General features: G+C 70.2%; 18 protein-coding genes, 5 tRNA genes and 2 pseudogenes. 11 read left to right on the top strand and 14 right to left on the bottom strand.

Translation table 11 applies throughout. The features are described from left to right. The first annotated feature begins 187 nt into the window (after positions 1–187). On the top strand, positions 188–904 hold the full coding sequence (ndgR, locus tag AC068Z_RS31660; protein ID WP_007384919.1) for an IclR family transcriptional regulator NdgR: 717 nt from the start codon (positions 188–190) through the stop codon (positions 902–904). Between the two features lie 76 nt (positions 905–980). Here ndgR and AC068Z_RS31655 read toward each other — a convergent pair whose 3' ends face one another. Continuing rightward, positions 981–1502: a DUF4188 domain-containing protein gene (locus AC068Z_RS31655; RefSeq protein WP_478563311.1), complete on the bottom strand. Its 522-nt coding sequence runs from the start codon at positions 1500–1502 to the stop codon at positions 981–983. 89 nt (positions 1503–1591) lie between these two features. Here AC068Z_RS31655 and AC068Z_RS31650 point away from each other — a divergent pair, with 89 nt between their 5' ends. Continuing rightward, complete coding sequence (locus AC068Z_RS31650; RefSeq protein ID WP_478563308.1) at positions 1592–2236, top strand: MerR family transcriptional regulator; 645 nt, start codon at positions 1592–1594, stop codon at positions 2234–2236. 43 nt (positions 2237–2279) lie between these two features. Here AC068Z_RS31650 and AC068Z_RS31645 read toward each other — a convergent pair. The 9 genes from AC068Z_RS31645 to AC068Z_RS31605 form a co-directional block, all read right to left on the bottom strand. Then, a tRNA-Glu gene (locus AC068Z_RS31645) sits at positions 2280–2352 on the bottom strand. 28 nt (positions 2353–2380) lie between these two features. Continuing rightward, positions 2381–2452: transfer RNA gene (locus AC068Z_RS31640), tRNA-Gln, on the bottom strand. A gap of 20 nt (positions 2453–2472) precedes the next feature. Continuing rightward, positions 2473–2545 (bottom strand) — tRNA-Glu (locus AC068Z_RS31635). A gap of 29 nt (positions 2546–2574) precedes the next feature. Further along, positions 2575–2647, bottom strand: a tRNA-Glu gene (locus AC068Z_RS31630). Positions 2648–2668: 21 nt separating this feature from the next. Continuing rightward, positions 2669–2740: transfer RNA gene (locus AC068Z_RS31625), tRNA-Gln, on the bottom strand. A gap of 91 nt (positions 2741–2831) precedes the next feature. Continuing rightward, positions 2832–3563 carry an HAD family hydrolase gene (locus AC068Z_RS31620; RefSeq protein WP_478563305.1) on the bottom strand — a complete coding sequence of 244 codons (732 nt, stop codon included), beginning with the start codon at positions 3561–3563 and terminating at the stop codon, positions 2832–2834. A gap of 97 nt (positions 3564–3660) precedes the next feature. Further along, positions 3661–5145 (bottom strand): glutamate--tRNA ligase, encoded by a 1485-nt coding sequence (gene gltX / locus AC068Z_RS31615; protein ID WP_478563302.1) that lies wholly within the window; start codon positions 5143–5145, stop codon positions 3661–3663. After that, positions 5138–5914 carry a fumarylacetoacetate hydrolase family protein gene (locus AC068Z_RS31610; protein ID WP_478563299.1) on the bottom strand — a complete coding sequence of 259 codons (777 nt, stop codon included), beginning with the start codon at positions 5912–5914 and terminating at the stop codon, positions 5138–5140. The genes gltX and AC068Z_RS31610 overlap by 8 nt, the downstream gene beginning before the upstream one ends. 70 nt (positions 5915–5984) lie before the next feature. Continuing rightward, positions 5985–6170, bottom strand: a complete 186-nt coding sequence (locus AC068Z_RS31605; protein WP_478563297.1) for a hypothetical protein — start codon at positions 6168–6170, stop codon at positions 5985–5987. Positions 6171–6742: 572 nt separating this feature from the next. On the opposite strand from AC068Z_RS31605, the gene AC068Z_RS31600 reads away from it, so the two are divergent. The 9 genes and pseudogenes from AC068Z_RS31600 to AC068Z_RS31560 all read left to right on the top strand — a co-directional run. After that, positions 6743–10387, top strand: coding sequence for a sensor histidine kinase (locus AC068Z_RS31600; RefSeq protein WP_478563295.1), 3645 nt, complete (start codon positions 6743–6745; stop codon positions 10385–10387). 9 nt (positions 10388–10396) lie between these two features. Next, the gene (locus tag AC068Z_RS31595) at positions 10397–10810 is read left to right on the top strand and encodes a roadblock/LC7 domain-containing protein (RefSeq protein ID WP_003973453.1); all 414 of its coding nucleotides are present in this window, start codon (positions 10397–10399) and stop codon (positions 10808–10810) included. 112 nt (positions 10811–10922) lie between these two features. Beyond that, complete coding sequence (locus AC068Z_RS31590; RefSeq protein WP_285513623.1) at positions 10923–11321, top strand: DUF742 domain-containing protein; 399 nt, start codon at positions 10923–10925, stop codon at positions 11319–11321. Next, positions 11302–11877 carry a GTP-binding protein gene (locus AC068Z_RS31585; RefSeq protein WP_015657619.1) on the top strand — a complete coding sequence of 192 codons (576 nt, stop codon included), beginning with the start codon at positions 11302–11304 and terminating at the stop codon, positions 11875–11877. Before AC068Z_RS31590 ends, AC068Z_RS31585 begins: the two co-directional genes overlap by 20 nt. Positions 11878–12255: 378 nt before the next feature. Beyond that, a complete protein-coding gene (locus AC068Z_RS31580) occupies positions 12256–15501 on the top strand; it encodes a nitrate- and nitrite sensing domain-containing protein (protein ID WP_478563288.1) in 3246 nt (1081 codons plus the stop codon). A 10-nt stretch (positions 15502–15511) separates the two neighbouring features. Then, positions 15512–15925: a roadblock/LC7 domain-containing protein gene (locus tag AC068Z_RS31575; protein WP_003993185.1), complete on the top strand. Its 414-nt coding sequence runs from the start codon at positions 15512–15514 to the stop codon at positions 15923–15925. Between the two features lie 96 nt (positions 15926–16021). Further along, the gene (locus AC068Z_RS31570; RefSeq protein ID WP_478563285.1) at positions 16022–16594 is read left to right on the top strand and encodes a DUF742 domain-containing protein; all 573 of its coding nucleotides are present in this window, start codon (positions 16022–16024) and stop codon (positions 16592–16594) included. Further along, complete coding sequence (locus AC068Z_RS31565; protein ID WP_031224757.1) at positions 16575–17156, top strand: GTP-binding protein; 582 nt, start codon at positions 16575–16577, stop codon at positions 17154–17156. Before AC068Z_RS31570 ends, AC068Z_RS31565 begins: the two co-directional genes overlap by 20 nt. 93 nt (positions 17157–17249) lie before the next feature. Further along, positions 17250–18569, top strand: a pseudogene (locus tag AC068Z_RS31560) (NACHT domain-containing protein); the annotation flags it as partial. Between the two features lie 616 nt (positions 18570–19185). Here the strand turns inward: AC068Z_RS31560 and AC068Z_RS31555 are convergent. The 4 genes and pseudogenes from AC068Z_RS31555 to AC068Z_RS31540 all read right to left on the bottom strand — a co-directional run. Beyond that, the gene (locus tag AC068Z_RS31555; RefSeq protein WP_451721719.1) at positions 19186–19377 is read right to left on the bottom strand and encodes an acyl-CoA carboxylase subunit epsilon; all 192 of its coding nucleotides are present in this window, start codon (positions 19375–19377) and stop codon (positions 19186–19188) included. A 46-nt stretch (positions 19378–19423) separates the two neighbouring features. Continuing rightward, entirely contained in the window at positions 19424–21007 is a 1584-nt protein-coding gene (locus AC068Z_RS31550; RefSeq protein ID WP_478563279.1) for an acyl-CoA carboxylase subunit beta, read from the bottom strand. Between the two features lie 154 nt (positions 21008–21161). Continuing rightward, a complete protein-coding gene (locus AC068Z_RS31545) occupies positions 21162–23459 on the bottom strand; it encodes a polysaccharide lyase 8 family protein (RefSeq protein ID WP_478563276.1) in 2298 nt (765 codons plus the stop codon). A gap of 50 nt (positions 23460–23509) precedes the next feature. After that, positions 23510–23928 (bottom strand): annotated as a pseudogene (locus AC068Z_RS31540) (endo-alpha-N-acetylgalactosaminidase family protein); the annotation flags it as partial. Positions 23929–24029: the final 101 nt, after the last annotated feature.

The raw sequence follows: 24029 nt of genomic DNA, 5'->3' as shown, positions 1-24029 counted from the left end.
CGGTATACGGTCCACCGGCCCAACTAGAGATCTTGAGAAGGCGTCCTGCGCCCGCGCCCCTGCTTCCGGGCGCCCGCCGCCAGGCCCGTTTCGGTTTACGGGCCGCTCTGCCTTCGTTCTTCCAGAGTGGCGTGTTCCACGGAAAATTGAACTTGCGTTTCACAGAGTGAGACGCGAGTATCGTTTCATGGACAACAGTAGCGGCGTCGGCGTCCTGGACAAGGCAGCCCTTGTCCTGAGCGCCCTGGAGTCCGGTCCGGCCACCCTCGCGGGTCTGGTGGCGGCGACCGGGTTGGCACGACCCACGGCCCACCGGCTGGCCGTGGCCCTGGAACACCACCGCATGGTGGCGCGCGACATGCAGGGCCGGTTCATCCTCGGCCCGCGCCTCGCGGAGCTGGCCGCGGCCGCCGGTGAGGACCGCCTCCTCGCCACGGCGGGCCCGGTCCTCACCCACCTCCGTGACATCACCGGCGAGAGCGCGCAGCTCTACCGGCGCCAGGGCGACATGCGCATCTGCGTCGCCGCGGCGGAGCGCCTGTCCGGACTTCGGGACACCGTCCCGGTCGGCTCGACGCTGACGATGAAGGCGGGCTCCTCCGCCCAGATTCTCATGGCCTGGGAGGAGCCCGAGCGGCTGCACCGCGGCCTGCAGGGCGCCCGCTTCACGGCGACGGCCCTGTCCGGCGTACGGCGCCGCGGCTGGGCCCAGTCGATCGGCGAGCGCGAGCCGGGGGTCGCGTCCGTCTCCGCGCCCGTACGCGGCCCCTCCAACCGCGTGGTGGCCGCCGTCTCGGTCTCCGGCCCCATCGAGCGCCTGACCCGCCACCCGGGGCGGATGCACGCCCAGGCGGTCATCGACGCCGCCGCGCGCCTCTCCGAGGCCCTGCGCCGCACGGGCTGACCCGCCAGGGACACGACGCCGAGGAGGGCCTGCCCCAACGCCGCGGCAGGCCCTCCCCTCTCCCCCGATCCCCCGTTCACCTGGCTTCTTCGGCCACCCCCGCCTTCGAGCGGTAGGCGAACCGGTCCTTCGCCGAGCGCCCGCGCCGCTCCAGCGGCACCTGCCCGTGCGCGGCCGCGAGCCCGAAGGCCGGCATGTCGAAGTAGATCGACTCGTACGAGCCCTCCGGCACGACGTACGCCTCGTGCCACAGCCCCACGTGCTGCCGGGCCTTCCCCGCCTTCTCCTTGCGGTTGAGAGCCGCCCAGGCCTTGCGGTGGAACATCTCCGGAGAGTGGGCGTAGGCGTAGAGCTTCTCCTTCGACTCCCAGTACTGGACGACGTAGTACGTCCGCGGCGAAGCCGTGAGCAGCACGTGGCCGAGCAGCCCGCGCTCCGGGTCCTTCGCCAGCTCGCGCAGCATGCGCGGCATGCCCAGCGCGACCGGGAACCAGTGGCGCACCGCCCAGAAGCTGTTGATGCGCATCCCGATCAGCAGGACGACCACGTCCCCCTCGGCGGCTGCGGTGGTCCGGCCCGGCACCGGCTTCGCGAACATGACGGCCCCCTGGCTCCCCGATCGGATAGCGGCACTATCCTTCTGAGTGGTGCTTGGATAGTGGCACTTCCCAAGGAGAGGCGCAAGAGATGCGGCTTGCCGAACTCAGCGAGCGCAGCGGTGTGTCCACCGCGACGATCAAGTACTACCTGCGCGAAGGGCTGTTGACGCCCGGCCACCAGGTCAACGCGACGACCGCCGAGTACGACGAGGAGCACCTGCGCCGGCTGCGGCTGGTCCGCGCGATGATCCAGGTCGGCAAGGTGCCGGTGGCCACGATCAAAGAGGTGCTGGGGCATGTCGACGACGACTCGCTCCCCCGCGCGATCCGCCTGGGCTCGGCGGTCTGGGCACTGCCGCAGGTGCCGGAGCCGGACGCGGACGACGAGTTCGTCCAGGGTGCGAAGGCCGCGATGGAGGAGTTGCTGACGACGCTGGGGTGGTCGCACGCGCAGGGCATGACGACCGTCTCCCCCTCGTTTCGCTCCCTGGTGGTGGCGGCGGCCGCGCTGCGTCGCCTCGGCTACGACTGGAGCCCCGAAACCCTCGTCCCCTACGCCCGGTTGATGCACCAGGTGGCCGAGCTGGACATGGAGTTCATGGAGGCGCACGTGTCGGAGGCGGAGAAGGCCGAGGTCGCGGTGCTGGGCGTGGTGCTCGTGGAGCCGATGCTCCAGGCGCTGCACCGGCTGGCCCAGGAGGAGGAGACGGCACGGCGCTACGGCCTCGGGTAACGCCGAAGGCCCCCCACCGAAGTGGAGGGCCTTCGCCTTGTTGTACCCCCGACCGGATTCGAACCGGCGCTACCGCCTTGAGAGGGCGGCGTGCTAGGCCGCTACACAACGGGGGCGTGGAGCCTGCGTTTCCGCAGGTCCGAGCTGGTCTACCTGGACTCGAACCAAGACTAACTGAACCAGAATCAGTCGTGCTGCCAATTACACCATAGACCAATGTGGTTTAGACCAGTGCGTACCCCCGACCGGATTCGAACCGGCGCTACCGCCTTGAGAGGGCGGCGTGCTAGGCCGCTACACAACGGGGGCCCTAGCGATCGACCTGAAGAAGATCACCGTACCCCCGACCGGATTCGAACCGGCGCTACTGCCTTGAGAGGGCAGCGTGCTAGGCCGCTACACAACGGGGGCTTTGCAGATAAGCTCTGCGAGCTGGCCTACCTGGACTCGAACCAAGACTAACTGAACCAGAATCAGTCGTGCTGCCAATTACACCATAGGCCACTGGAACGCAAGCCCCGAAGGGGATCTTGTTCTAGCTCGCGCCTCCGGTTCCCGGCCTTTCGGCCCGCTCTCCGGCGGCGCAGGAAGAACATTACCCGAAGGTGGACGGGGCTCCAAAACGGGTATCCGCGCCGAGGATCGCGGGGAGTTCGGCGAGGGTGGCGATGCGGTGCGGGCCGACGGGGGCGTCGGTGCCCGTGGACAGGGTGCCGCGGTCGATCCAGACCGACAGCAACCCGGCGTCGGCGGCGCCCCGTCCGTCGATCTCCGGATGGTCCCCGACGTACGCCACCTGGTGCGGGGGCAGGCCCAGGGCGTCGCAGGCCGCGAGGAAGGCGGCGGCCTCGGGCTTGGAGACCCCGAGCTCCGCGGCGCAGAGGATCACCTCGAACCGGTCGTGCACCCCGAGCACCCGCAGCTTGCGGTCCTGGACGTGCAGGCTGGAGTTGGACAGCACGGCATGCCGATGACTGCCGGCGAGGCCGTCCAGCACGGGCAGGACGTCGGGGAAGAGCGCCCAAGCGGCCTCGTAGTGCCCGATGTAGCGCTGGAACCACGCGTCGGCCTCGTCGTCGGTCAGCGGCTCGTCCAGGAACGACCGCACCCGATCCCGCCGCTGTCCCTCGAAGGACGCCTCCCCGGCCGCGAACCGGGCCCAGTGCAGGGTCGTGAACTCCCGCCAGCACGCGAGGGCCTGCTCCACACTGCCGTAGCCGCTCAGGAGACCCTCGGCGGCCAGGTGCGCCCGCATGCCGGCCCGGTCGGCGGCGGTGTAGTCGAAGATCGTGTCGTCCACGTCCCAGACCACCGCGCGAATGCTCATGGTCCGACCGTAACCCGGGGGTGGAGCACGCGTCCCGGGAACGCCGGAGGGGCGGGACCCGGAACCGCCGGGTACCGCCCCTCCGTACGTGGGTGAGCTAGGCCGCGAGCTTCGCCAGCGCCGCGTCGACGCGGGACAGCGTCTTCTCCTTGCCCAGGATCTCCAGGGACTCGAAGAGAGGGAGGCCGACGGTGCGGCCGGTGACGGCCACGCGGACCGGGGCCTGGGCCTTGCCGAGCTTCAGGCCGTGCGCCTCGCCCGCGGCGAGGACGGCTTCCTTGAGGGACTCGGGGGACGTCCAGTCCGCCGACTCCAGCTTCTCCCTGGCCGTACGGAGCAGGGCGTCGCTGCCCTCCTTCATCGCCTTCGTCCAGCTCGCCTCGTCGAAGACCGGCTCGGGCAGGAACAGGAAGTCGACGTTGTCGGTGATCTCCGACAGGACCTTCAGCCGGGTCTGGGCGTGCGGGGCGATCGCCTGCCACTTGGTCTCGTCGAAGTCCTCCGGGGCCCAGGGGGCGAACGGGGCCTTCAGCCACGGCGCGCAGCGCTCGGTGAAGTCCTTCACCTCGAGCATGCGGATGTGGTCGCCGTTGATCGCCTCGCACTTCTTCAGGTCGAAGCGGGCCGGGTTGGGGTTCACGTCGGCGATGTCGAAGGCCGCGACCATCTCGTCCATCGAGAAGATGTCCTGGTCGGCGGAGAGGGACCAGCCGAGGAGCGAGAGGTAGTTGAGCAGGCCCTCGGGGAGGAAGCCGCGCTCGCGGTAGAGGTTCAGCGACGACTGCGGGTCGCGCTTCGAGAGCTTCTTGTTGCCCTCGCCCATCACGTACGGCAGGTGCCCGAAGGACGGGATCCGCTTGGCCACGCCGAGTTCCATCAGCGCCTTGTACAGGGCGATCTGACGGGGCGTCGAGGAGAGCAGGTCCTCGCCGCGCAGGACGTGGGTGATCTCCATCAGGGCGTCGTCGACGGGGTTCACGAGCGTGTACAGCGGCGCTCCGTTGGCTCGTACGATCCCGTAGTCCGGGACGTTCTCCGGGGTGAACGTCAGCTCGCCGCGGACCAGGTCGGTGAAGGTGATCGTCTCGTCCGGCATCCGGAAGCGGACGATCGGCTCGCGGCCCTGGGACTTGTACTCCTCGACCTGCGCGGCGGTCAGCGCACGGCAGTGGCCGTCGTAGCCGGACGGCTTGCCGGCGGCGCGGGCGGCCTCGCGGCGGGAGTCCAGCTCCTCCTGGGAGCAGTAGCAGCGGTAGGCGTAGCCGGCGTCCTGGAGCTGCTGGGCGATCTCGACGTAGACGTCCATGCGCTGGGACTGGCGGTACGGCGCGTGCGGGCCGCCGACCTCGGGGCCCTCGTCCCAGTCGAAGCCCAGCCAGCGCATCGAGTCCAGCAGCTGCTGGTACGACTCCTCCGAGTCGCGGGCCGCGTCGGTGTCCTCGATGCGGAAGACCAGGGTGCCCTCGTGGTGCCGGGCGAACGCCCAGTTGAACAGGGCGGTGCGGACCAGGCCCACATGGGGGTTGCCGGTCGGCGACGGGCAGAAACGGACGCGGACGGGGGAGGCGGGTGCGCTATCCACGCTTGACAACCTTGTTGGTGAGAGTGCCGATGCCTTCGATGCTGACGGAGACCTCGTCGCCGACAGCGAGGGGGCCGACCCCCGCGGGGGTGCCCGTGAGGATCACGTCGCCGGGGAGCAGCGTCATGGCCTCGGTGATGTTGACGATCAGATCCTCGATCGGGTGGATCATCTCGCTGGTGCGGCCGAGCTGCCGCTGCTGGCCGTTGACCGTGAGCTGGATCGTGAGGTCGCCCGGGTCCAGGTCCGTCTCCACCCAGGGGCCCAGCGGGCAGGAGGTGTCGAAGCCCTTGGCCCGGGCCCACTGCTTCTCGCGCTTCTGGACGTCGCGGGCCGTGATGTCGTTGGCGCAGGTGTAGCCGAGGATCACGTCCTTGACGCGCTCCCGCGGCACCTCGCGGCACATCCGGCCGATCACGACGGCCAGCTCGGCCTCGTGGTGCAGTTCCTCGGAGAAGGAGGGGTACTGGATCTCGTCGCCGGGGCCGATCACCGAGGTCGACGGCTTGAAGAAGGCGAAGGGCGCGTCCGGGACCTCGTTGCCCAGTTCCTTCGCGTGCTCGGCGTAGTTGCGGCCGAAGGCCACGACCTTGTTGGGGAGCACCGGGGGCAGCAGCCGGACCTTGCTCAGCGGGACCTTGGTACCGGAGAGCTCGAATTCCGCGAACGGGATGCCCTTGATGATGTCGAGGACGAGCTCGTCAGGCTTGTCGCCCTCGACCGCGCCGAAGGCGACGTTCCCGTCGATGGAGAATCTGGCGATGCGCACGGGGCCCCTTTGAAGCGGCTGGAGTCTGACGCTCCAGGCTAACGTGGCCCGGCCCTCACGCCTGTCGGTATTACTCCGCGGCGGTGGCGGCGACCGGCAACGTGTCCAGGACCGTGCGGCGCGGGTTGGCCGTCTGGGTCGGAAGATCGACGGAGTGCTCCTGCTGGACCGCGGTCTGCAGCAGCTCCGCGTCCTCGAGGTGGGCGAGCGTCGTGCGCCGCGGGTTGGCTATCGTGCGGATCATCGTCGTCTTCACGGTTGTACGTAACCCTGTCGTGTCCGGTGGGCGAAGGCTTGGCAGATCGCGCCCTCTTGTAAAGCGCCAGGCTAAACATCCGATTCCCCGGGGAAGACGTGAAGACCCCATGATCTCCGTGTGAGTTTGCTCACGAGCTCACACTCAAACCGGTCAAATCAGGCCCACAACCCACCGCAACGAAACGGACATTGGCCCACTGAAGCCATCATTCCGCTCCTGATCATGGCGACTGGGACACCCCCCTCACCTTGGCGACTCGCTCGGTTATGCCCGATTTAGGGGAGATCACTTTCTACGTCCGGTGACCCACCCCTCACAAGGTGTCACCTAGGTCACGGCTCGGTCCACGGCCCTTGTTGGAGATCCTGCACTGTGCTGGAATTCCACGGACCGCCGCGGGATCGAGCCGGCGCACAGGGGCGCGACAGAGCGCCGAGCGGCGGCGGAGGGGGGAGCCAGCGCCGGTCACTCACGACCATCAGGGGACGTAATTCAGGACGTCCCCTACAACGCCGACACCGTCCTTCCGTTCGCGCGGAGGGACGCCTGGTCCAGAGGTTGCGACGCTAGTGCAGGGACGTTTCAAGAGGGATGGCAGTGCTTCGGCGGAGCCGGAGCTGCACGGCGGGACTGGCCCCAATGCCGGCAGTCCCTCGCCCCAGCACGCCCAGAGCCCGGGCCAGGGTCCGTCCAGTGACGGCACGGCCACCGCGGGTCCGGCGAGCCCCACGGCCCCGGCGGTCAAGCCGCCGAAGGGTCCCACCAACCCCGGCCCGCGAATAGCTCTGCGCAACTGGCGTATCTCCACGCGCCTGGTGTCGCTGCTCGCCCTCCCGGTCGTCGCGGCCACCTCGCTGGGCGCCCTGCGTATCAGCGACTCCATGGACGACATGCAGCAGCTCGACAACATGAAGCTGCTGACGGACATGACCAAGCAGGCCACCGAGCTGGCCGCCGCGCTCCAGGAGGAGCGCGACCAGTCGGCCGGTCCGCTGGCGCACGGCGCGAAGGCGACCGACTACACGGTCAAGGGCTACCGCGACAAGACCGACCGGCTGCGCGAGAACTTCATCGAGTCCGCCGAGGAGGTCGACACCTCCGACGGCAACCTCCAGGGCGTCCACGACACCCTCGTCGGTGTCGTCCGTGACCTGCGCACCCTCAGCAGCATCCGCCGGGACGCCTACCAGGCCGAGGACAACTCCACGCAGTCCGTCGAGGCCTACCACCGGCTGATCGAGCACCTGCTGGACCTCTCCCAGGACATGGCCGAGGCGACCAGCAACCCGGACATGATCCAGCGCACCCGCGCGCTCGCGGCCTTCTCCTCCGCCAAGGAGTACGCCTCCATCCAGCGCGCGGTGCTCGCCGCGGCCCTGCCGGTGAACACCAAGTCCTCCGGCAACCTCTCCGACAACGACCGGCTCTACGCCCAGTCGGCGCTGGCCAGCGGCACCTCCGAACTTGCCAGCTTCAAGGCCATCTACGGCGGTGAGGGCGCCGCCGAGCTGCTCAAGCCGGTGGAAGAGGGCAACTCGACCATCCAGGCCACCGACACCTACGGCGACCGCGCCATCACCAGCGGTCTGGCCACGGTGGACCGGCGCTCGTACAAGGACTGGGTGGACGACAGCTCGATCAAGATCGAGCAGATGACCAACATCGAGCGCACGCTGCTCGAGCAGATGGAGCAGAAGGCCCGCGAGCTGCGCAACGAGTCGGAGCGCGACGCGATCATCTCCGGTGCGCTGATCCTGCTCGTGCTCGGTGTGTCGCTGGTCGGCGCCTTCGTCGTGGCCCGCTCCATGATCCGCTCGCTGCGCCGGCTGGAGGAGACCGCCACCAAGGTCGCCACCGACCGACTGCCCGAGCTGGTCAAGCAGCTGTCGGAGTCGGACCCGCAGGACGTCGACACCTCCGTGGAATCGGTCGGTGTGCACTCCCGGGACGAGATCGGCCGAGTGGCCGCGGCCTTCGACGACGTGCACCGCGAGGCGGTCCGCCTCGCCGCCGAGCAGGCCCTGCTGCGGGGCAACGTCAACGCGATGTTCACCAACCTCTCGCGCCGCTCCCAGGGCCTTATCCAGCGTCAGCTCTCGCTCATCTCCGAACTGGAGTCCCGCGAGGCCGACCCGGACCAGCTGTCCTCGCTGTTCAAGCTCGACCACCTCGCCACCCGCATGCGCCGTAACGGTGAGAACCTCCTCGTTCTCGCCGGTGAAGAGCCCGGCCGCCGCTGGACCCGCCCGGTCCCGCTGGTCGACGTGCTCCGCGCCGCCGCCTCCGAGGTGGAGCAGTACGAGCGCATCGAGCTGGCCTCCGTGCCGACCACCGAAGTGGCCGGCCGCGTGGTCAACGACCTCGTGCACCTGCTCGCCGAGCTGCTGGAGAACGCGACCTCGTTCTCCTCGCCGCAGACCAAGGTCAAGGTCACCGGTCACGCGCTGCCCGACGGCCGCGTCCTGATCGAGATCCACGACACCGGCATCGGCCTGTCCCCCGAGGACCTCGCGGCGATCAACGAGCGGCTCGCCTCGCCGCCCACCGTGGACGTGTCGGTCTCCCGCCGCATGGGTCTGTTCGTGGTCGGCCGACTGTCCCAGCGGCACGGCATCCGCATCCAGCTGCGCCCGTCCGACTCCGGTGGTACGACCGCGCTGGTCATGCTCCCCGTCGATGTCGCCCAGGGTGGCAAGAAGCCCGCTCCCGGCAAGCCCGGCCAGGGCGGCCCCGGTGCCTCCGGCGGCCCCGCCGCCGCGCAGGCCGCCGCCGGTGTCGCCGCCGCCCGCCGCTCGGGCGGTGCCGTCGGCGCCGGTGCCCCGAGCGCCGGTGCCCTCGGTGCCGGTGCCCCCGCCGGCGGTCGGCTCGGTGCCGGTCAGGGACCGCGCGCCGCGCTGCCCGGACGTGACGGTGACGGCAGGCCCGGCGCCCCACGTGGACCGCAGGCTCCGGCCGGGCCCCCGCAGAACCGCCAGGCCCCGCCCTCCCCCGCCAACTTCGGCCAGGCTCCGGCCGCTCCGCAGGGCATGCAGCCCACGGGCAACGGTGCGCCGCAGGGCCAGGACGCCTTCGGTGGCGGCCGGCCGCCGGCCCAGGCCGCGCCTCAGTCCGCGCCCCAGGAGCAGAGCGGCGGTGGCCGCCGTGCCCGTCGTCCGCAGCTGCCGGGCGGCCGCGGTGGCCCCCGGGCCGAGCTGCCGGGCGCCGGTGCCGGACAGCAGCGCACGCCGAGCTGGAGCGACGAGAACGCCCAGCCGCCGGTGCCGCGCGCCTCGCTGGACACCCCGCGCGGCCATGACGAGCAGGACCCGGCGCAGACCTCCCGGATGCCGCGGATCGACGACCGGCAGGGCCCGGCCAACACGGCCGAGATGCCCGCGGTCCCGCGCGACAACGGCCGCCAGGTCCCGTCGTACGACTCCCCGCAGAACACCGGCCAGTACCCGCGGCCGAACGTTCCGCAGGGCCAGAACTCCGGCGACTTCGCGCGTCCGGACGTCTACGGTTCGGCGGGCAACCAGTCCACCGGCCAGTACCCGGCTCCGCAGGGCTACGACACCACCGGTCACCAGACCGGCCAGTTCCCCGTCCCGCAGGGCTACGACAACGGCTCGACCGGACAGCACGCCGTGCCGGGGCGGCAGAACCCCTCCGGCCCGGGGCAGTTCGAGCGACCCCAGGGCGCTCAGCGTCCGCAGGCTCCGCAGCGTCCGCAGCAGCGGCCGAACCGTCCCGAGCCCGAGGCGCTGCCGCCCGCGGCAGGTCCCGGTGACGGACGCACGCCGCTGTACGACACGCTGGAGACCAACTGGTTCCACGGCCAGCAGGGACAGCAGGGTCAGCAGAACCAGCAGCAGGCCCCCACGCCCACCCCGCCGGCCCAGGCACCGCAGGCTCCCGCTCCGCAGCGGTCCTCGAACACCGGTACCTGGCGCAGCTCGCCGAACGACGACCTCGTCCGGCAGGCAGAGCGGGTCCGGCAGCCGGCCGCGGGCGGAGTCACCACCTCCGGCCTGCCGCGCCGAGTGCCCCGGGCGAACCTCGTCCCGGGCACGGCTCAGCAGCAACAGCACCAAAGCGGTCCGCAGGTCTCTCGCGCGCCTGATGACGTGCGTGGACGGCTGACCAATCTCCGTCGGGGTATCGCGCAGGGTCGCCAGGCCGGCACCGGCCAGACCGGCAGCTTCCCGAGCCCCACTCACCAGCAGGAGCGTTAGTTGAGCCCGATGAGCCAGGCGGCACAGAACCTCAACTGGTTGATCACCAACTTCGTGGACAACACCCCCGGGGTGTCCCACACCGTCGTCGTGTCCGCCGACGGTCTCCTGCTGGCGATGTCGGAGGGATTTCCGCGCGACCGAGCCGATCAGCTCGCGGCCGTCGCGTCCGGACTGACCTCGCTCACGGCCGGTGCCTCCCGGATCTTCGAGGGCGGCAACGTGGCGCAGACGGTTGTGGAGATGGAACGAGGATTCCTCTTCCTCATGTCCGTCTCCGACGGCTCGTCCCTGGCCGTGCTCGCGCACCCCGAGTGCGACATCGGCCTCGTCGGCTACGAGATGGCGCTGTTGGTCGACCGGGCGGGTGCGGTACTCACGCCCGACCTGCGTGCCGAGCTGCAAGGCAGTCTGCTCCACTGACCCACCTCGGATCCACCCGCCTCACCAAATCACCGTCAGGCCGACACAGTCCCCCCACCGGCCCCCGTCAGACGGCACGACTGACCAACTTGCTGTCCCGCCCGGAGGATTCATGACCCCGCCCAACGCCTCTCATGATCCGTACGCGGAGCCGTACGAGGATGAGGGCGACCAGCCGCTGGTACGTCCGTACGCGATGACCGGCGGCCGGACCCGGCCGCGCTACCAGCTGGCCATCGAGGCCCTGATCAGCACGACGGCCGACCCGGCAGCGCTCATGGGGCTGCTCCCGGAGCACCAGCGCATCTGCCATCTGTGCCGTGAGGTCAAGTCGGTCGCCGAGGTCTCGGCGCTGCTGGCGATGCCTCTCGGTGTGGCCCGGATCCTCGTCGCGGACCTCGCGGAGGCCGGCCTGGTCGCCATCCACCAGCCTGGCGGCGACGAGAACAACGGCGGCGCTCCGGATGTGACGCTGCTCGAAAGGGTGCTCAGTGGACTTCGCAAGCTCTGACGGAGGCCGGGCCACCACCTCCGCGAAGATCGTGGTGGCGGGTGGCTTCGGCGTGGGCAAGACGACCTTCGTCGGCGCCGTCTCCGAGATCAACCCGCTGCGCACGGAGGCCGTCATGACGTCCGCGAGCGCGGGCATCGACGACCTCACCCACACCGGGGACAAGACGACCACGACGGTCGCCATGGACTTCGGTCGTATCACCCTGGACCAGGACCTGATCCTGTACCTCTTCGGTACGCCCGGCCAGGACCGCTTCTGGTTCATGTGGGACGACCTCGTGCGCGGCGCCATCGGCGCGGTCGTCCTGGTCGACACCCGCCGGCTCGCCGACTGCTTCCCCGCGGTCGACTACTTCGAGAACAGCGGGCTGCCGTTCGTCGTGGCCCTCAACGGCTTCGACGGACACCAGCCGTACGCGCCCGAGGAGGTGCGCGAGGCCCTGCAGATCGGCCCCGACACCCCCATCATCACGACGGACGCCCGGCACCGCTCCGATGCCAAGAGTGCGCTGATCACCCTGGTCGAGCACGCCCTCATGGCACGGCTGCGGTAGTCGATCAAGTAAGCCGTCGCGTACGGCAGTTGTCGTAGATGTCCCGGAGCCGGCTGTGGCCTTTGACACGGTCGGCTTCGGTGTTCATAACGTTTCGGCAGAGGAATCGGGTGGTACCGCCACGCGTCGCGGTCGTCTCGTCTCGCTGCGCGCACGAAGGCCCCGCCTTTTGGCGGGGCTCGCTCTTTATGACCGTTTTATCTGGGGCTTACATCACGTGCAAACAGCGCTTTCCAGTGTTTGGAAGTGCGCAGGTCCACGTGCTGGAATGCCTGAACTGCCCAATAGTCAATGACGTACTCATCAGTCGATGACGTACTGGGCTCTGAGACACTGCGGCACAACGTAGGTGCCGACCGCCGGAAGGTTGTTGGTCGAGTGAGGCGAAGCAAGAACGGTCCCGAGCCGTCGGCGCGGGGCAACTTCACCCCGCCGCCGCGCGGAGCGGCGCCCGCCCCTGTGCCCGGTTCGGAGCCGACGGCCACCCCCGCGCCGAGCGGCGGCCGTCTCTCCCCGCGCAACTGGCGGGTGCCGACCCGGCTGAACGCGATCCTGCTCATACCCGTGCTGGTCGGCCTGGTCATGGGCGGCTTCCAGGTGAAGAGCTCGATCGACACCTGGCAGGAGGCCGAGGACGCGGAGAAGACCGCGCGTCTGGTGCGGGCCTCCCTGAACTACGCGGACGCCCTGTACAAGGAACGCGACATCACCGCCGCGCCCCTGCTGAAGGGCTCCGCCCAGACCAGCGAGGACAAGGCCACCGTCGCCGCGGCCCGCAAGGCCACGGACGAGGCCGCCGACGCCTTCGACGAGGCGGCCCAGGACACGCCGGACAAGGCGGGTCTCGAGCGCCGTCTGACGCAGTTCCGCAAGGTCGAGCCTGACCTGGCCACCCTGCGCGAAGAGGCGTACACCACCAAGCGTCCCGGTGTGGAGACCGAGGAGGGCTACGTCGACGTCGCCCACCCGCTCACCGAGTTCGCCAACGAGCTCGGCCTCGGCACCGGCAACATCACCTCCTACGGCCGTACGGTCTACGCGATCGAGCTGACCAAGGGCGCCCTGTCGCTCCAGCGCTCCATCGGTATGCACATGCTGGTCAACCCCGGCCCCGGCGCCGGCAGCTTCGCCAGCCAGAAGGTCGCGCTGTCCTCGTACGCCTACCTGGAGGGCATCGCCGTCCAGGAGTACATCGGCGGTGGCACCGAGGCCGACGTGCAGAAGCTGAGCGACGCCGAGGCCGATGTGAAGGCCAAGGGCGCGGCCATGGCCAAGGAGGCCGCCCAGAAGGCCGCCGCGGCCGGCGAGACCTACGTCCCGCCGCCGGCCAAGTCCACCGACATGGTCCGGGGCATCGCGGGTCTGAAGACCACCGACCCCGCCGAGCGCCAGGCGCTCGCAGCGAAGGGCATCACCGCCGAGAACTGGTGGGCGGTCAACACCCTCAAGTACGACGCCTACGGTCAGATCGAGTCGGACATGGCCGACAGCGCGGTGAGCGAGGCCGCGACGATCGCCGACGACGCCAAGCGCGACGCCTTCATCGTGGGTGCCGCCGTCGTGGTCGCCCTGCTCGCCGCGTTCATCCTGGCCGGCATGGTCGCCCGCCAGATGAGCCGCTCGATGCGCCAGCTGCGCAACGCCGCCTTCGGCATCGCCGAGCAGCGGCTGCCGATGCTGGTCGACCAGCTCTCGCGCACCGACCCCGGCCGGGTCGACACCCGGGTGGCGCCGATCCCGATCACCACCACCGACGAGATCGGCGAGGTCGCCCGCGCCTTCGACCAGGTCCACCGCGAGGCCGTCCGGCTCGCCGCCGAGCAGGCCCTGCTGCGGGGCAACATCAACGCGATCTTCACCAACCTGTCGCGCCGCAACCAGTCGCTGATCGAGGGCCAGCTGACCCTGATCACCGACCTGGAGAACAACGAGGCCGACCCGGACCAGCTGGAGAACCTCTTCCGCCTGGACCACCTGGCGACCCGTATGCGCCGCAACGGCGAGAACCTCCTGGTCCTCGCCGGCGAGGAGCCCGGCCGCCGCTGGGACCAGCCGGTTCCGCTGGTCGACGTGCTGCGCGCCGCCTCCTCCGAGGTGGAGCAGTACGAGCGCATCGAGCTCTCCGGCGTCCCGGAGGCCGAGATCCACGGCCGCGCCGTGACCGACCTCGTGCACCTGCTGGCCGAGCTGCTGGAGAACGCCACCACGTTCTCCTCCCCGCAGACCAAGGTCCGCGTCACCGCGACCCGTCTTCCCGACGGCCGCGTGATGATCGAGATCCACGACAAGGGCATCGGCCTCACCGCCGAGGACTTCGCGGACATCAACCACAAGCTGGCCAACCCGCCGACCGTGGACGCCGCGATCTCGCAGCGCATGGGTCTGTTCGTGGTCGGCCGGCTGTCCGACCGGCACGGCATCCGTGTCCAGCTGCGCCCCTCCGGCGAGCAGGCCGGTACGACCTCGCTGGTCATGCTGCCCGACGCGATCACCCACGGTGGTGGTGGCGAGGCGGCCCCGATGCAGGACGAGTTCACGGTCTCGCAGATCATCCCGGAGCAGCAGTTCCAGGGTGAGGACTTCAACCGTCAGCCGATGCGGACGGCGGCCGAACTCGGCTTCGACGACAGCCGCTACACCGAGGTCCCGGACGACGCCCGCGAGCTGGACCCCGTAGGCCGCTCGCTGATGCGCGAGGAGCGCCGCGCGGCCCTGGAGGCCCAGACCCACGGCCCGCAGCCCGGCCAGGAGGGGTCCGAGGGCCAGGCGTACGACGAGTTCACCCGCCAGGGCGGCTACGACAACGCCGGTACGAACGGCCACGGCGGCTTCCCCGAGCAGCAGGGGGCGTACGACCCGCAGACGACGTACGAGGAGCAGCAGCGCCCGTCGTACGAGGAGCCGTACTACGCCCAGAACGGCGGCCTGCCGCAGAACGACACGTTCTCGTCCGGCGGCGGCTACCCCGAGCCCTCCTATCCGGAGTCCGCTCAGGAGGAGCCCGCGGCCCCGCACGCCTCTGCCCCGGAGTCCTTCCCGGCCTTCGAGGAGCGGCGCTACCAGGATGACTGGCCGCAGCAGGACGACTACCGCAACGGCTACTCGGACCAGTACGCTCCGGAAACGGAACCTGTGCAGGCCGCTGACGCAAGTGAGCGCGACCGCGTAGGCTTCGACCGTCCGGGACCGGCCCCCTCCGCCGCCCACGAGCTGACCGACGCCGGGCTCCCCCGCCGCGGATCCACCGCGAGCGGCACGAACGGCGCCCGGCCCGTGAGCCAGGAGACGCCGGCCCCCGCGGAGAATCCCGCTGACAACGGCTGGCGTTCGGCGAACGACGATCGCTGGCAGCAGGCGGCACAGCTCCGCAAGCCCAAGGCGGGCGGAGTCACCTCCTCCGGACTGCCCCGGCGGGTGCCCAAGGCCAACCTGGTCGAGGGAGCCGCCGAGACCACCCCCCAGGGCGGTCCACAGATCTCCCGTGCTCCCGAGGACGTCCGGGGCAGGCTGAGCAACCTGCGCCGCGGGGTCCAGCGGGGTCGCAGCGCGGGAAGTGAAACGAACGGCCAGGCCACTAGGAATCAGCACAGTGGTCCTGACAGCACCTACAACCAGGAGCGTTAGTGTGAGCCCGATGAGCCAGGCGGCACAGAACCTGAACTGGTTGATCACCAACTTCGTGGACAACACCCCCGGGGTGTCGCACACGGTGGTGGTCTCCGCCGACGGACTCCTTCTGGCGATGTCCGAAGGCTTTCCCCGCGACCGCGCCGACCAGCTTGCGGCTGTCGCCTCCGGTCTGACCTCGCTGACCGCCGGTGCCTCGCGCATCTTCGAGGGCGGCGCGGTGAACCAGACGGTTGTGGAGATGGAGCGAGGATTCCTCTTCATCATGTCCGTATCCGATGGTTCCTCGCTCGCGGTTCTCGCCCACCCGGAGGCGGACATCGGCCTCATTGGGTACGAGATGGCCCTTCTGGTCGACCGTGCGGGTACGGTCCTTACCCCGGATCTGCGTGCGGAGCTCCAAGGGAGCCTTCTCAACTAACAGACAGACGGTGCGTTTTGGCGTCCCGTGGCCGTAAGGTTTCGGGACGCGGCTTCCACGTGATGGGTGCCAGGCACAGTCGGAGGAGGAGAGAAAGTGGCAACACCCCCAGACGGTTCGTCATCGGGCAATTGGTCGTACGGCCCTGCCCAGGGCCAGAACGACGGTTCCCAGAACCGGTACAACTTCCCCTCCGCGCCGAGCCAGCGGCGCCAGCAGCCGTACGCGCCGCAGGGCCCCGGGCCGTACGACCAGCCGCAGGCACCGCGCATCCAGCCCGTGCAGCCGCAGCGACGCGCCCCTGAGCCGACGCCCGCCGGGGCGTCGAACAACCCTTTGGTGCGCCCGTACGCCATGACCGGCGGCCGGACGCGCCCGCGCTACCAGCTCGCCATCGAGGCACTGGTGCACACCACCGCGCAGCCGCACCAGATGCAGGGCCAGCTGCCCGAGCATCAGCGGATCTGCAACCTCTGCCGGGAGATCAAGTCGGTGGCCGAGGTCTCGGCCCTCCTCACGATCCCTCTCGGCGTGGCCAGGATCCTCGTCGCCGACTTGGCGGAGGCGGGCCTGGTCGCCATCCATCAGCCCGGCGGCGACGAGAACGCCGGCGGCCAGCCAGACGTGACACTGCTCGAAAGGGTGCTCAGTGGACTTCGCAAGCTCTAGCGGCGGTCCTTCCCGCTCCACCACCTCGGCGAAGATCGTGGTGGCGGGTGGCTTCGGCGTGGGCAAGACCACGTTCGTCGGGGCCGTCTCGGAGATCAACCCGCTGCGTACCGAGGCCGTCATGACGTCTGCTTCGGCAGGCATCGACGACCTCACCCACACCGGAGACAAGACGACCACGACGGTCGCCATGGACTTCGGTCGTATCACCCTGGACCAGGACCTGATCCTGTACCTCTTCGGTACGCCCGGCCAGGACCGCTTCTGGTTCATGTGGGACGACCTCGTGCGCGGCGCCATCGGCGCGGTCGTCCTGGTCGACACCCGCCGGCTCGCCGACTGCTTCCCCGCGGTCGACTACTTCGAGAACAGCGGCCTCCCCTTCGTCATCGCGCTGAACGGCTTCGACGGCAACCAGCCGTACAACCCGGACGAGGTCCGCGAGGCCCTCCAGATCGGCCCCGACACCCCGATCATCACCACGGACGCCCGCCACCGCGCGGACGCGAAGTCGACGCTGATCACGCTGGTGGAGCACGCGCTGATGGCGCGCCTGCGGTAGCCGTTCGGCTCTTCGGCCCGAATCGCTTGCGGCCCCCGTGCCTCCTGTGGGAGGGATGGGGGCCGTAGGTCGTTTTCGGGAGGGGATACGGGGATGAGCGCGGAAGCGGCTGCCTTACGACTGGGCACGACCGTGGCGGGCACGGCGGCGCGGTTGTGGCTGGGCGGGGGGCGGCGCGAGCAGGAACGGCACCTGTCACTGGAGGAGTTGGCCCGGGTGCGGGTGCCCGGGGTGAAGTTCTCGCGGACGGTGAAGCGGCAGTTCGAGCAGATCGCGGACGCGGTGTTCGACCGGGTGGAGCCGTTCCTTGAGCATGAGTTCAGGGGGTTGTCCTCGGCGGAGGCGGTGGTCGACGCGGTGTGCGACACCTTCGAGGCGGCGGACCTCTCGGACGAGGCCCTGCTGGCGGCGGACGCTCAGCCGGCGGAACTGATCCGGCGGATCACGCGGACGGTACGGCAACCGGAGGGCCTCAATGAGGCCGAAAGCAGCCTGTACGAGCGGCTGTTCACCGAGTGCGTGGAGTACTACGTCCGGATCGTGCGCAGCCTGCCGGTGTTCGAGGAGCGGGCTGCGGCGGAGCTGCTGGTGCGGACGTCAACGCTGGGTGGTGAGGTGGCGCGGATCCTGGAGCGGCTGCCGGACCGGTCGTTGTTCGCGCCGGAGGGGGTGGACCAGGACACGGCTTTCCGGAGGCGGTATCTGGAGCTGGTGAGTGCGTCGCTGGATGAGGTGGAGTTGTATCGGCGCGCGTCGGATCGGGGGACGGCGCAGGTACGGCTGTCTGTGGCGTACGTAAGCCTGCGGGCTACGGGGGATGACACCGCTTGGAGACGGGCGGCGCGCTCTTTGCCCCGTCTGCGGGCCGATGTGCGTGACTGGGAGGAAGCGGCCGGGGAGGGCTCCGGAATGCGCGTGGAGGCCGCCCTTCGCGGTTCCTCTCGGGTGCTGCTGCGGGGCGAGGCGGGCTCGGGTAAGACGACGCTGCTGCGCTGGCTGGCGGTCACGGCGGCTCGGGGCGCGTTTACGGGGGAGCTGGCGGAGTGGAACGGTCTGACGCCGGTGTTCGTGAAACTGCGGGAGTACAGCGGGCGCGCCTTGCCTGCGCCCGAGGCCATGCTGGACGGGGTAGCGGCGCCGCTCACGGGGATCATGCCGCGGGGGTGGGTGGAGCGGCAGCTGGACAGCGGGCGGGCGCTGCTGCTCATCGACGGGGTGGACGAACTCCCGGACCGGGAGCGGCGGGCGGTACGGGAGTGGCTGCGGCGGCTGTTGGCGACGTATGGCGATGTGCGGGTGGTGGTGACGTCCCGGCCGACGGCGGCGGGGGCGGATTGGCTGCGGCGCGAGTCCTTTGCGGCACTGCATCTGGACCGGATGACTCCCCCGGACTTGGCTGCGTTTGTACGACAGTGGCATCAGGCCGTGCGGGAGCTGGGGGACGAGTTGCCGTGCAAGGTGGACGAGCTGCCCCAGTACGAGCAGTCGTTGCTCGCAAGCCTGAAGGACCGGGCACATCTTCAGTCGTTGGCGGGGACGCCCTTGTTGGCGGCGATGTTGTGCGCGATGCACTTGAACCGTGGGCGCCAACTCCCACGCGATCGGATGGAGTTGTACCGCAGCGCACTGCACACGCTGGTGCATGACCGCGACGCGGACCGGAACGTACCGAGCGCGGCGAACAGCGCGCTGAGCCTGGGCGACAAGCTGGTCCTGCTGCGGGACCTGGCATGGCGGTTGTCGGACAACAACCGGAGCGAGATCGGGCTGGAGCAGGCCGCCGTCCATGTCGGTGCGAAGCTTCGGGCCATGCGGCATCTGGACCCGATGGACGGCGAGGTGGTGCTACGGCAGCTGCGGGACCGCTCCGGGCTGCTGCGCTCCCCCGCGCAGGACCGGCTGGACTTGGCTCTCGTCCCCGGGCTTCGTGCCGCCCAAGGTCCGCAAACTCACCCTCGCCGACTGCCGAATGCCGGACGACCCCGGCGCCCTGAACTTTTCAGGGACCGAGGTCGTCGTCATCTGAGGCTCAGCGCCAGCTGTGCGGCGCCCGGAAGCCCGGCTCGCGTTCCAGGCGGCGCCAGCCGGCGCGGGGGCGGGCTCGGTGGGTGGGGTCGGGAGCGCCCTGGGCGGCCGCCCGGGCCAGCAGGATGGCCGTGAGGGCGGCTACTTCCTCGGGTTCGGCGTGGCCCTTTTCGACGCGGATGTCAGGCACGTTCATGGGTGTCAGTCTCCGTGAGAGAAGTTTCCGCAGCGGTACCTGTGGGTTACTGCGGGGGGTTGCCGTGCTTGCGGGACGGCAGGTCGGCGTGCTTCGACTGCAGCATCGCCAGCGAACGGATCAGCACCTCTCGGGTCTCCGTCGGGTCGATCACGTCGTCCACGAGGCCGCGCTCCGCCGCGTAGTACGGGTGCATCAGCTCGGACTTGTACTCCTTCACCATGCGGGCCCGCATGGCGTCGGGGTCCTCGGCCTCCGCGATCTGACGCCGGAAGATGACGTTGGCGGCACCTTCGGCACCCATCACGGCGATCTCGTTCGTCGGCCACGCGTACGTCAGGTCCGCACCGATGGACTGGCTGTCCATGACGATGTAGGCACCTCCGTACGCCTTGCGCAGGATCAACGAGATCCGGGGCACGGTCGCGTTGCAGTAGGCGTACAGCAGCTTCGCGCCGTGGCGGATGATTCCACCGTGCTCCTGGTCTACACCAGGCAGGAAGCCGGGTACGTCCAAAAGGGTGAGAATCGGGATGTTGAAGGCGTCGCACATCTGAACGAAACGGGCCGCCTTCTCGGAGGCCTCGATGTCCAGGACACCCGCCAGGGTCTGCGGCTGGTTCGCCACGATGCCCACCACCTGGCCGTCCAGCCGGGCCAGCGCGCAGATGATGTTCCGCGCCCAGCGCTCGTGGACCTCCAGGTAGTCGCCGTCGTCGACGATCTCCTCGATGACCTTGGCCATGTCGTACGGCCGGTTGCCGTCGGCCGGGACCAGGTCCAGCAGGACGTCACCACGCCGGTCCGCCGCGTCCGAGGCCTCCACGCGGGGCGGGTTCTCCCGGTTGTTCTGCGGGAGCATCGACAGGAGGTAGCGCACCTCCGCGATGCACGTCTCCTCGTCGTCGTACGCGAAGTGGCAGACGCCCGAGGTCTCCGCGTGAACGTCGGCGCCGCCGAGGCCGTTCTGCGTGATCTCCTCGCCCGTCACCGCCTTGACCACGTCCGGGCCGGTGATGAACATCTGCGAGGTGTCGCGGACCATGAAGACGAAGTCCGTCAGGGCGGGGCTGTAGGCCGCGCCGCCCGCGCACGGGCCCAGCATCACCGAGATCTGCGGGATCACCCCGCTCGCCTTGGTGTTGCGCTGGAAGATGCCGCCGTAGCCGGCGAGGGCGGAGACGCCCTCCTGGATACGGGCGCCCGCGCCGTCGTTGAGCGACACCAGGGGCGCGCCCGCCGCGATGGCCATGTCCATGATCTTGTGGATCTTCGTGGCGTGGGCCTCGCCCAGCGCGCCGCCGAAGATGCGGAAGTCATGGGCGTAGACGAAGACCGTGCGGCCCTCGACCGTGCCCCAGCCGGTGATGACACCGTCGGAGTACGGCTTCTTGGCCTCCAGGCCGAAGCCCTGGGCCCGGTGCCGGCGCAGCTGCTCGACCTCCTGGAAGGTGCCCGGGTCGAGCAGCAGCTCGATCCGCTCCCGGGCGGTCAGCTTGCCCTTGGCGTGCTGCGCCTGGGTCGCCTTCTCGCTGGGACCGGCCAGTGCCTGGGCACGGATCTCGTGCAGCTCGGCGACCCGGCCGCGCGCGTCCGTGGGCTCACCCGTGGTCTCTTCCAAAACGGTCATGTAGTGACCTTACGAAGCCCGCGAAGGAAAGCGGGCCGTCGACTCCGTACAGTCTCCGACCCGTTTTCCTGGTACCCCTGAACAGAACCGTGACGGCATGCAGCCGTTCCGACTGCTCAGAGGGCGTCGGGCTTGTAGGGGTCACACAAAGCCGTCAGCTGAGAGCCACCTCACATTCCTGGCTCACACATGCCATCCCAGGGGTGACACGTACGCGCAGACGGCGGTCTGTGGAGATCACCTCGACCGACTCGTCGGCCCGGATCACCGAGCGCACCGGGCGGTCCCAGACGATCTCCAGAGGGGTGCCGGTGCGGGGCGGCTCGCTCACCGAGAGGGTAGCGGTACGGCCGTGGCGGCGGACCAGGACGGCGGCCGGGGCGGACGCCGTGAGCGGGCCCGCCGTACCGGCCCGCCAGAAGTTCGCCGCCGTCAGGCCGAGGGAGGGCACGTGGACGGCCTGGCATCCGGCGTGGTTGGCGAGCACCGACATCCAGCGCCGGTCCGCGGCGCGGGCGGCGACCGCGCCGAGGGAGGCGCCGGGCATCAGGACGTAGCGGTACCCGGCTCCCCCCGGGTCCGTGCCGTGGTCCAGCCAGAGCGTCTGCCAGCGTCGGGTGCGCCGCTCCGTCGTACTGGTGCTGTTGATGTCGGACCAGGCGCCGGTGCGGTCCTCGCGCAGGGTCCGCAGAGTGCCGTCGGGAACCAGCCATCCCCCGTGCCCCTCCAGATGGGCCCAGCCGTCCCCTCGTACGAAGGCCCGGTCACCGCCCTCCCCCAGGTTCCGGTTGTCGACGACGGTCTCGACGGGGACGCCGTCGGCGCAGGTGATCCCGGCACCCAGGCAGATGACGGCGTCCGCGACGCAGAACCACGACTTGCGGGCCTCCAGCGTCGAACCGAGCCCCTTGAGGTGCTGCCCGACCGCCGCGTACTCGCCATCGGTCACCCCGCCCACCCAGCGCGCGTCGGGGCGGGGCTCGCCCCACTCGCCGCCGGCGCGGTCGGGGAGCCGCTTCGTCGAGACCGTCGTCCCCGGCAGCCGGTACCAGTCGACGGTCGGCCAGTACCAGTCGGTGTACTGGTCGCCGAGCCCGGGCGCCCACCACGAGAGCATCCCGGCGCCGGTGTGCCAGCCGCGTGGGTTCTCGCCGTTGCCGCACTCGTAGTGCGCGATGCGGTCGCTCGCCATGGCGATGTTCGCGACGAAGCCGGGGCGGCGGTGGACGGCGCGGTCCATGGCGGCGAAGAGGTGGTGGCCGACGGGGTCGGGCGCCGCGGGTACGGCGGAGTCGGCGACGGCGTGCAGGCGCGCGAGGTCGGCGACCCCGAACTGCCGCCCGGTCAGGATCGGGGAGACGGTGTCCCGCTCGATCCATCCCTTGATACGGCCGTACCAGCGCTCCCGCTCCGCGCCGCTCGCCCCGCCCGCGAGCAGCGCGACGGCGGCGATGACGCCCTGTCCGTGGAAGTGGTCGCCGCGCATGACCTGCCGGGCATCTCCCTTGAGGAGGCCCCGGCTGATGGCCCGCCCGTTGACGCTGTCCATGATCAGCCCGTCGTGGACGAGGGGTGCGTAGGCCCGCTCGACGCTGTCCAGGACGATCTGCCGGTTCGGGTCGGTCACCTCCCACTCCGACCCGGCCAGCAGCGCGAAGAGCCGCCCGAGTCCGTCGAGCAGGACCTGTCCGTAGGTGCCCGAGTAGGCGACCCAGGTGTGCTGCACGAACGACCCGTCCGCGTACAGCCCGTCCCCCTCGGTCACGTACGGGAAGACCGGCGAGAGCGCGTCCCGGGCGAGGGCGATCTTGGCGGGCTCCCGACCCAGGATCCCGCGCAGGGCGACGGAACGGCACAGGTCGACGCGGTTGGCGCCGGTGGAGGTGCCGGAGTAGTCGGCGAGCGCGGAGTCCGGGACGAAGTGGTCGACGGCGGCGCAGGCGGCGGCTCGCCGGTCGTCTCCGAGGTGGTCGTGGAGCGCGACGGCGATGTCCATGAGCAGCCGCGGGCTGCCGATCTGCCACTCCCACCAGTTGCCGTAGCGGGTGGTGGAGGGGTGGTAGACGGTGCTGGAGAGGTGGTCCAGCCCGCGGAGGACGTCCGCGAGCAGGCCCGCGTCACCGGTCGATCCGGTGCCGGGCTGGACGTAGGCCTGGGTCATCGTCCAGAGCCGGCTGTAGCTCTGGGTGATGCCGGAGGGCGGGTCGAAGCGGTGGCCGGGCCAGAGGGCGTCGCCGGCCGGCGCCATGGAGGCCTGGAACCCGCGCGCGAGCACACCGGTCTCCGCGAGGCGTGCGGCGTACGGCTCGGCCGTGGGGTCGTAACCGGCACCGAGGGCGAGATCGAGCCAGCGGCGCCGCAGGACGGCGTACGTGTCCTGGGTCCCTCGGGGGGCCGCCGCGGAGAGGCTCAGCGCGGTGGCGAACAGCAGGGCCCGACGAGTGAGGTGCATGCACTTTCCCTCCCCTCAAGCGCCGCAGCGGAAGCGTGCGTTGCCCCGATGGCGTTGATGTGGACGCCGAAGGTCGCACCCCAGGACTTGCCCTTGCGCAACAGGGTGTTGAGGTCCTTCAGGCCGCCGACGCGTTCGTTGTAGTGGCCGCCGTGGTCGGGGTGCGCGGAGTCGTGGCCCTCGGACTGGTAGCCCTTGAGGAGGGCGAGCTGACCGAGTCCGTCGGTGGCGAGCGAGACCCGCTTGACGTCGTCGAGGGTGGCAGGAAGGGGTGCTGGGCCTCGCTGCCGGTGACCTTCGGGGCACCCTCGACCTGGACGTCGTAGGCCGTGCCGTTGAGGGTGACCCGGTTGACCGGGCGGGTGCTGCCGGTGAGGCGGGCTCCGGTGGCGCGATCGGCGTAGGAGAGCACGCGCGGGAAGTCGTCGGCGACGGTGACGGAGAGCTGCGGGGAGGCGATGACCCGGGCGGCTTCGGCGACGGGAGCGGGGCTCGCGGCCGCGGGGCTCGTCGGGGGTCCGGCAAGGAGGCCGACGGCCAGCAGAGCTACGGCGGTCGCGGCGACCGTGG

Source organism: Streptomyces sp. NPDC043726, from assembly GCF_056436565.1.
The sequence above is the reverse complement of the archived record's forward strand: the minus strand, read 5'-3'. Positions and strand labels throughout refer to the sequence as shown.

Excerpts from the sequence above, each read along its gene's own strand:
- AC068Z_RS31555 (WP_451721719.1), bottom strand. The coding sequence starts at position 19,377 with ATGAACGTGCCTGACATCCGCGTCGAAAAGGGCCACGCCGAACCCGAG.
- ndgR (WP_007384919.1), top strand. The coding sequence starts at position 188 with ATGGACAACAGTAGCGGCGTCGGCGTCCTGGACAAGGCAGCCCTTGTC.
- AC068Z_RS31595 (WP_003973453.1), top strand. The coding sequence starts at position 10,397 with ATGAGCCAGGCGGCACAGAACCTCAACTGGTTGATCACCAACTTCGTG.
- AC068Z_RS31545 (WP_478563276.1), bottom strand. The coding sequence starts at position 23,459 with ATGCACCTCACTCGTCGGGCCCTGCTGTTCGCCACCGCGCTGAGCCTC.
- AC068Z_RS31655 (WP_478563311.1), bottom strand. The coding sequence starts at position 1,502 with ATGTTCGCGAAGCCGGTGCCGGGCCGGACCACCGCAGCCGCCGAGGGG.
- AC068Z_RS31650 (WP_478563308.1), top strand. The coding sequence starts at position 1,592 with ATGCGGCTTGCCGAACTCAGCGAGCGCAGCGGTGTGTCCACCGCGACG.
- AC068Z_RS31550 (WP_478563279.1), bottom strand. The coding sequence starts at position 21,007 with ATGACCGTTTTGGAAGAGACCACGGGTGAGCCCACGGACGCGCGCGGC.
- AC068Z_RS31575 (WP_003993185.1), top strand. The coding sequence starts at position 15,512 with ATGAGCCAGGCGGCACAGAACCTGAACTGGTTGATCACCAACTTCGTG.
- AC068Z_RS31590 (WP_285513623.1), top strand. The coding sequence starts at position 10,923 with ATGACCCCGCCCAACGCCTCTCATGATCCGTACGCGGAGCCGTACGAG.
- AC068Z_RS31620 (WP_478563305.1), bottom strand. The coding sequence starts at position 3,563 with ATGAGCATTCGCGCGGTGGTCTGGGACGTGGACGACACGATCTTCGAC.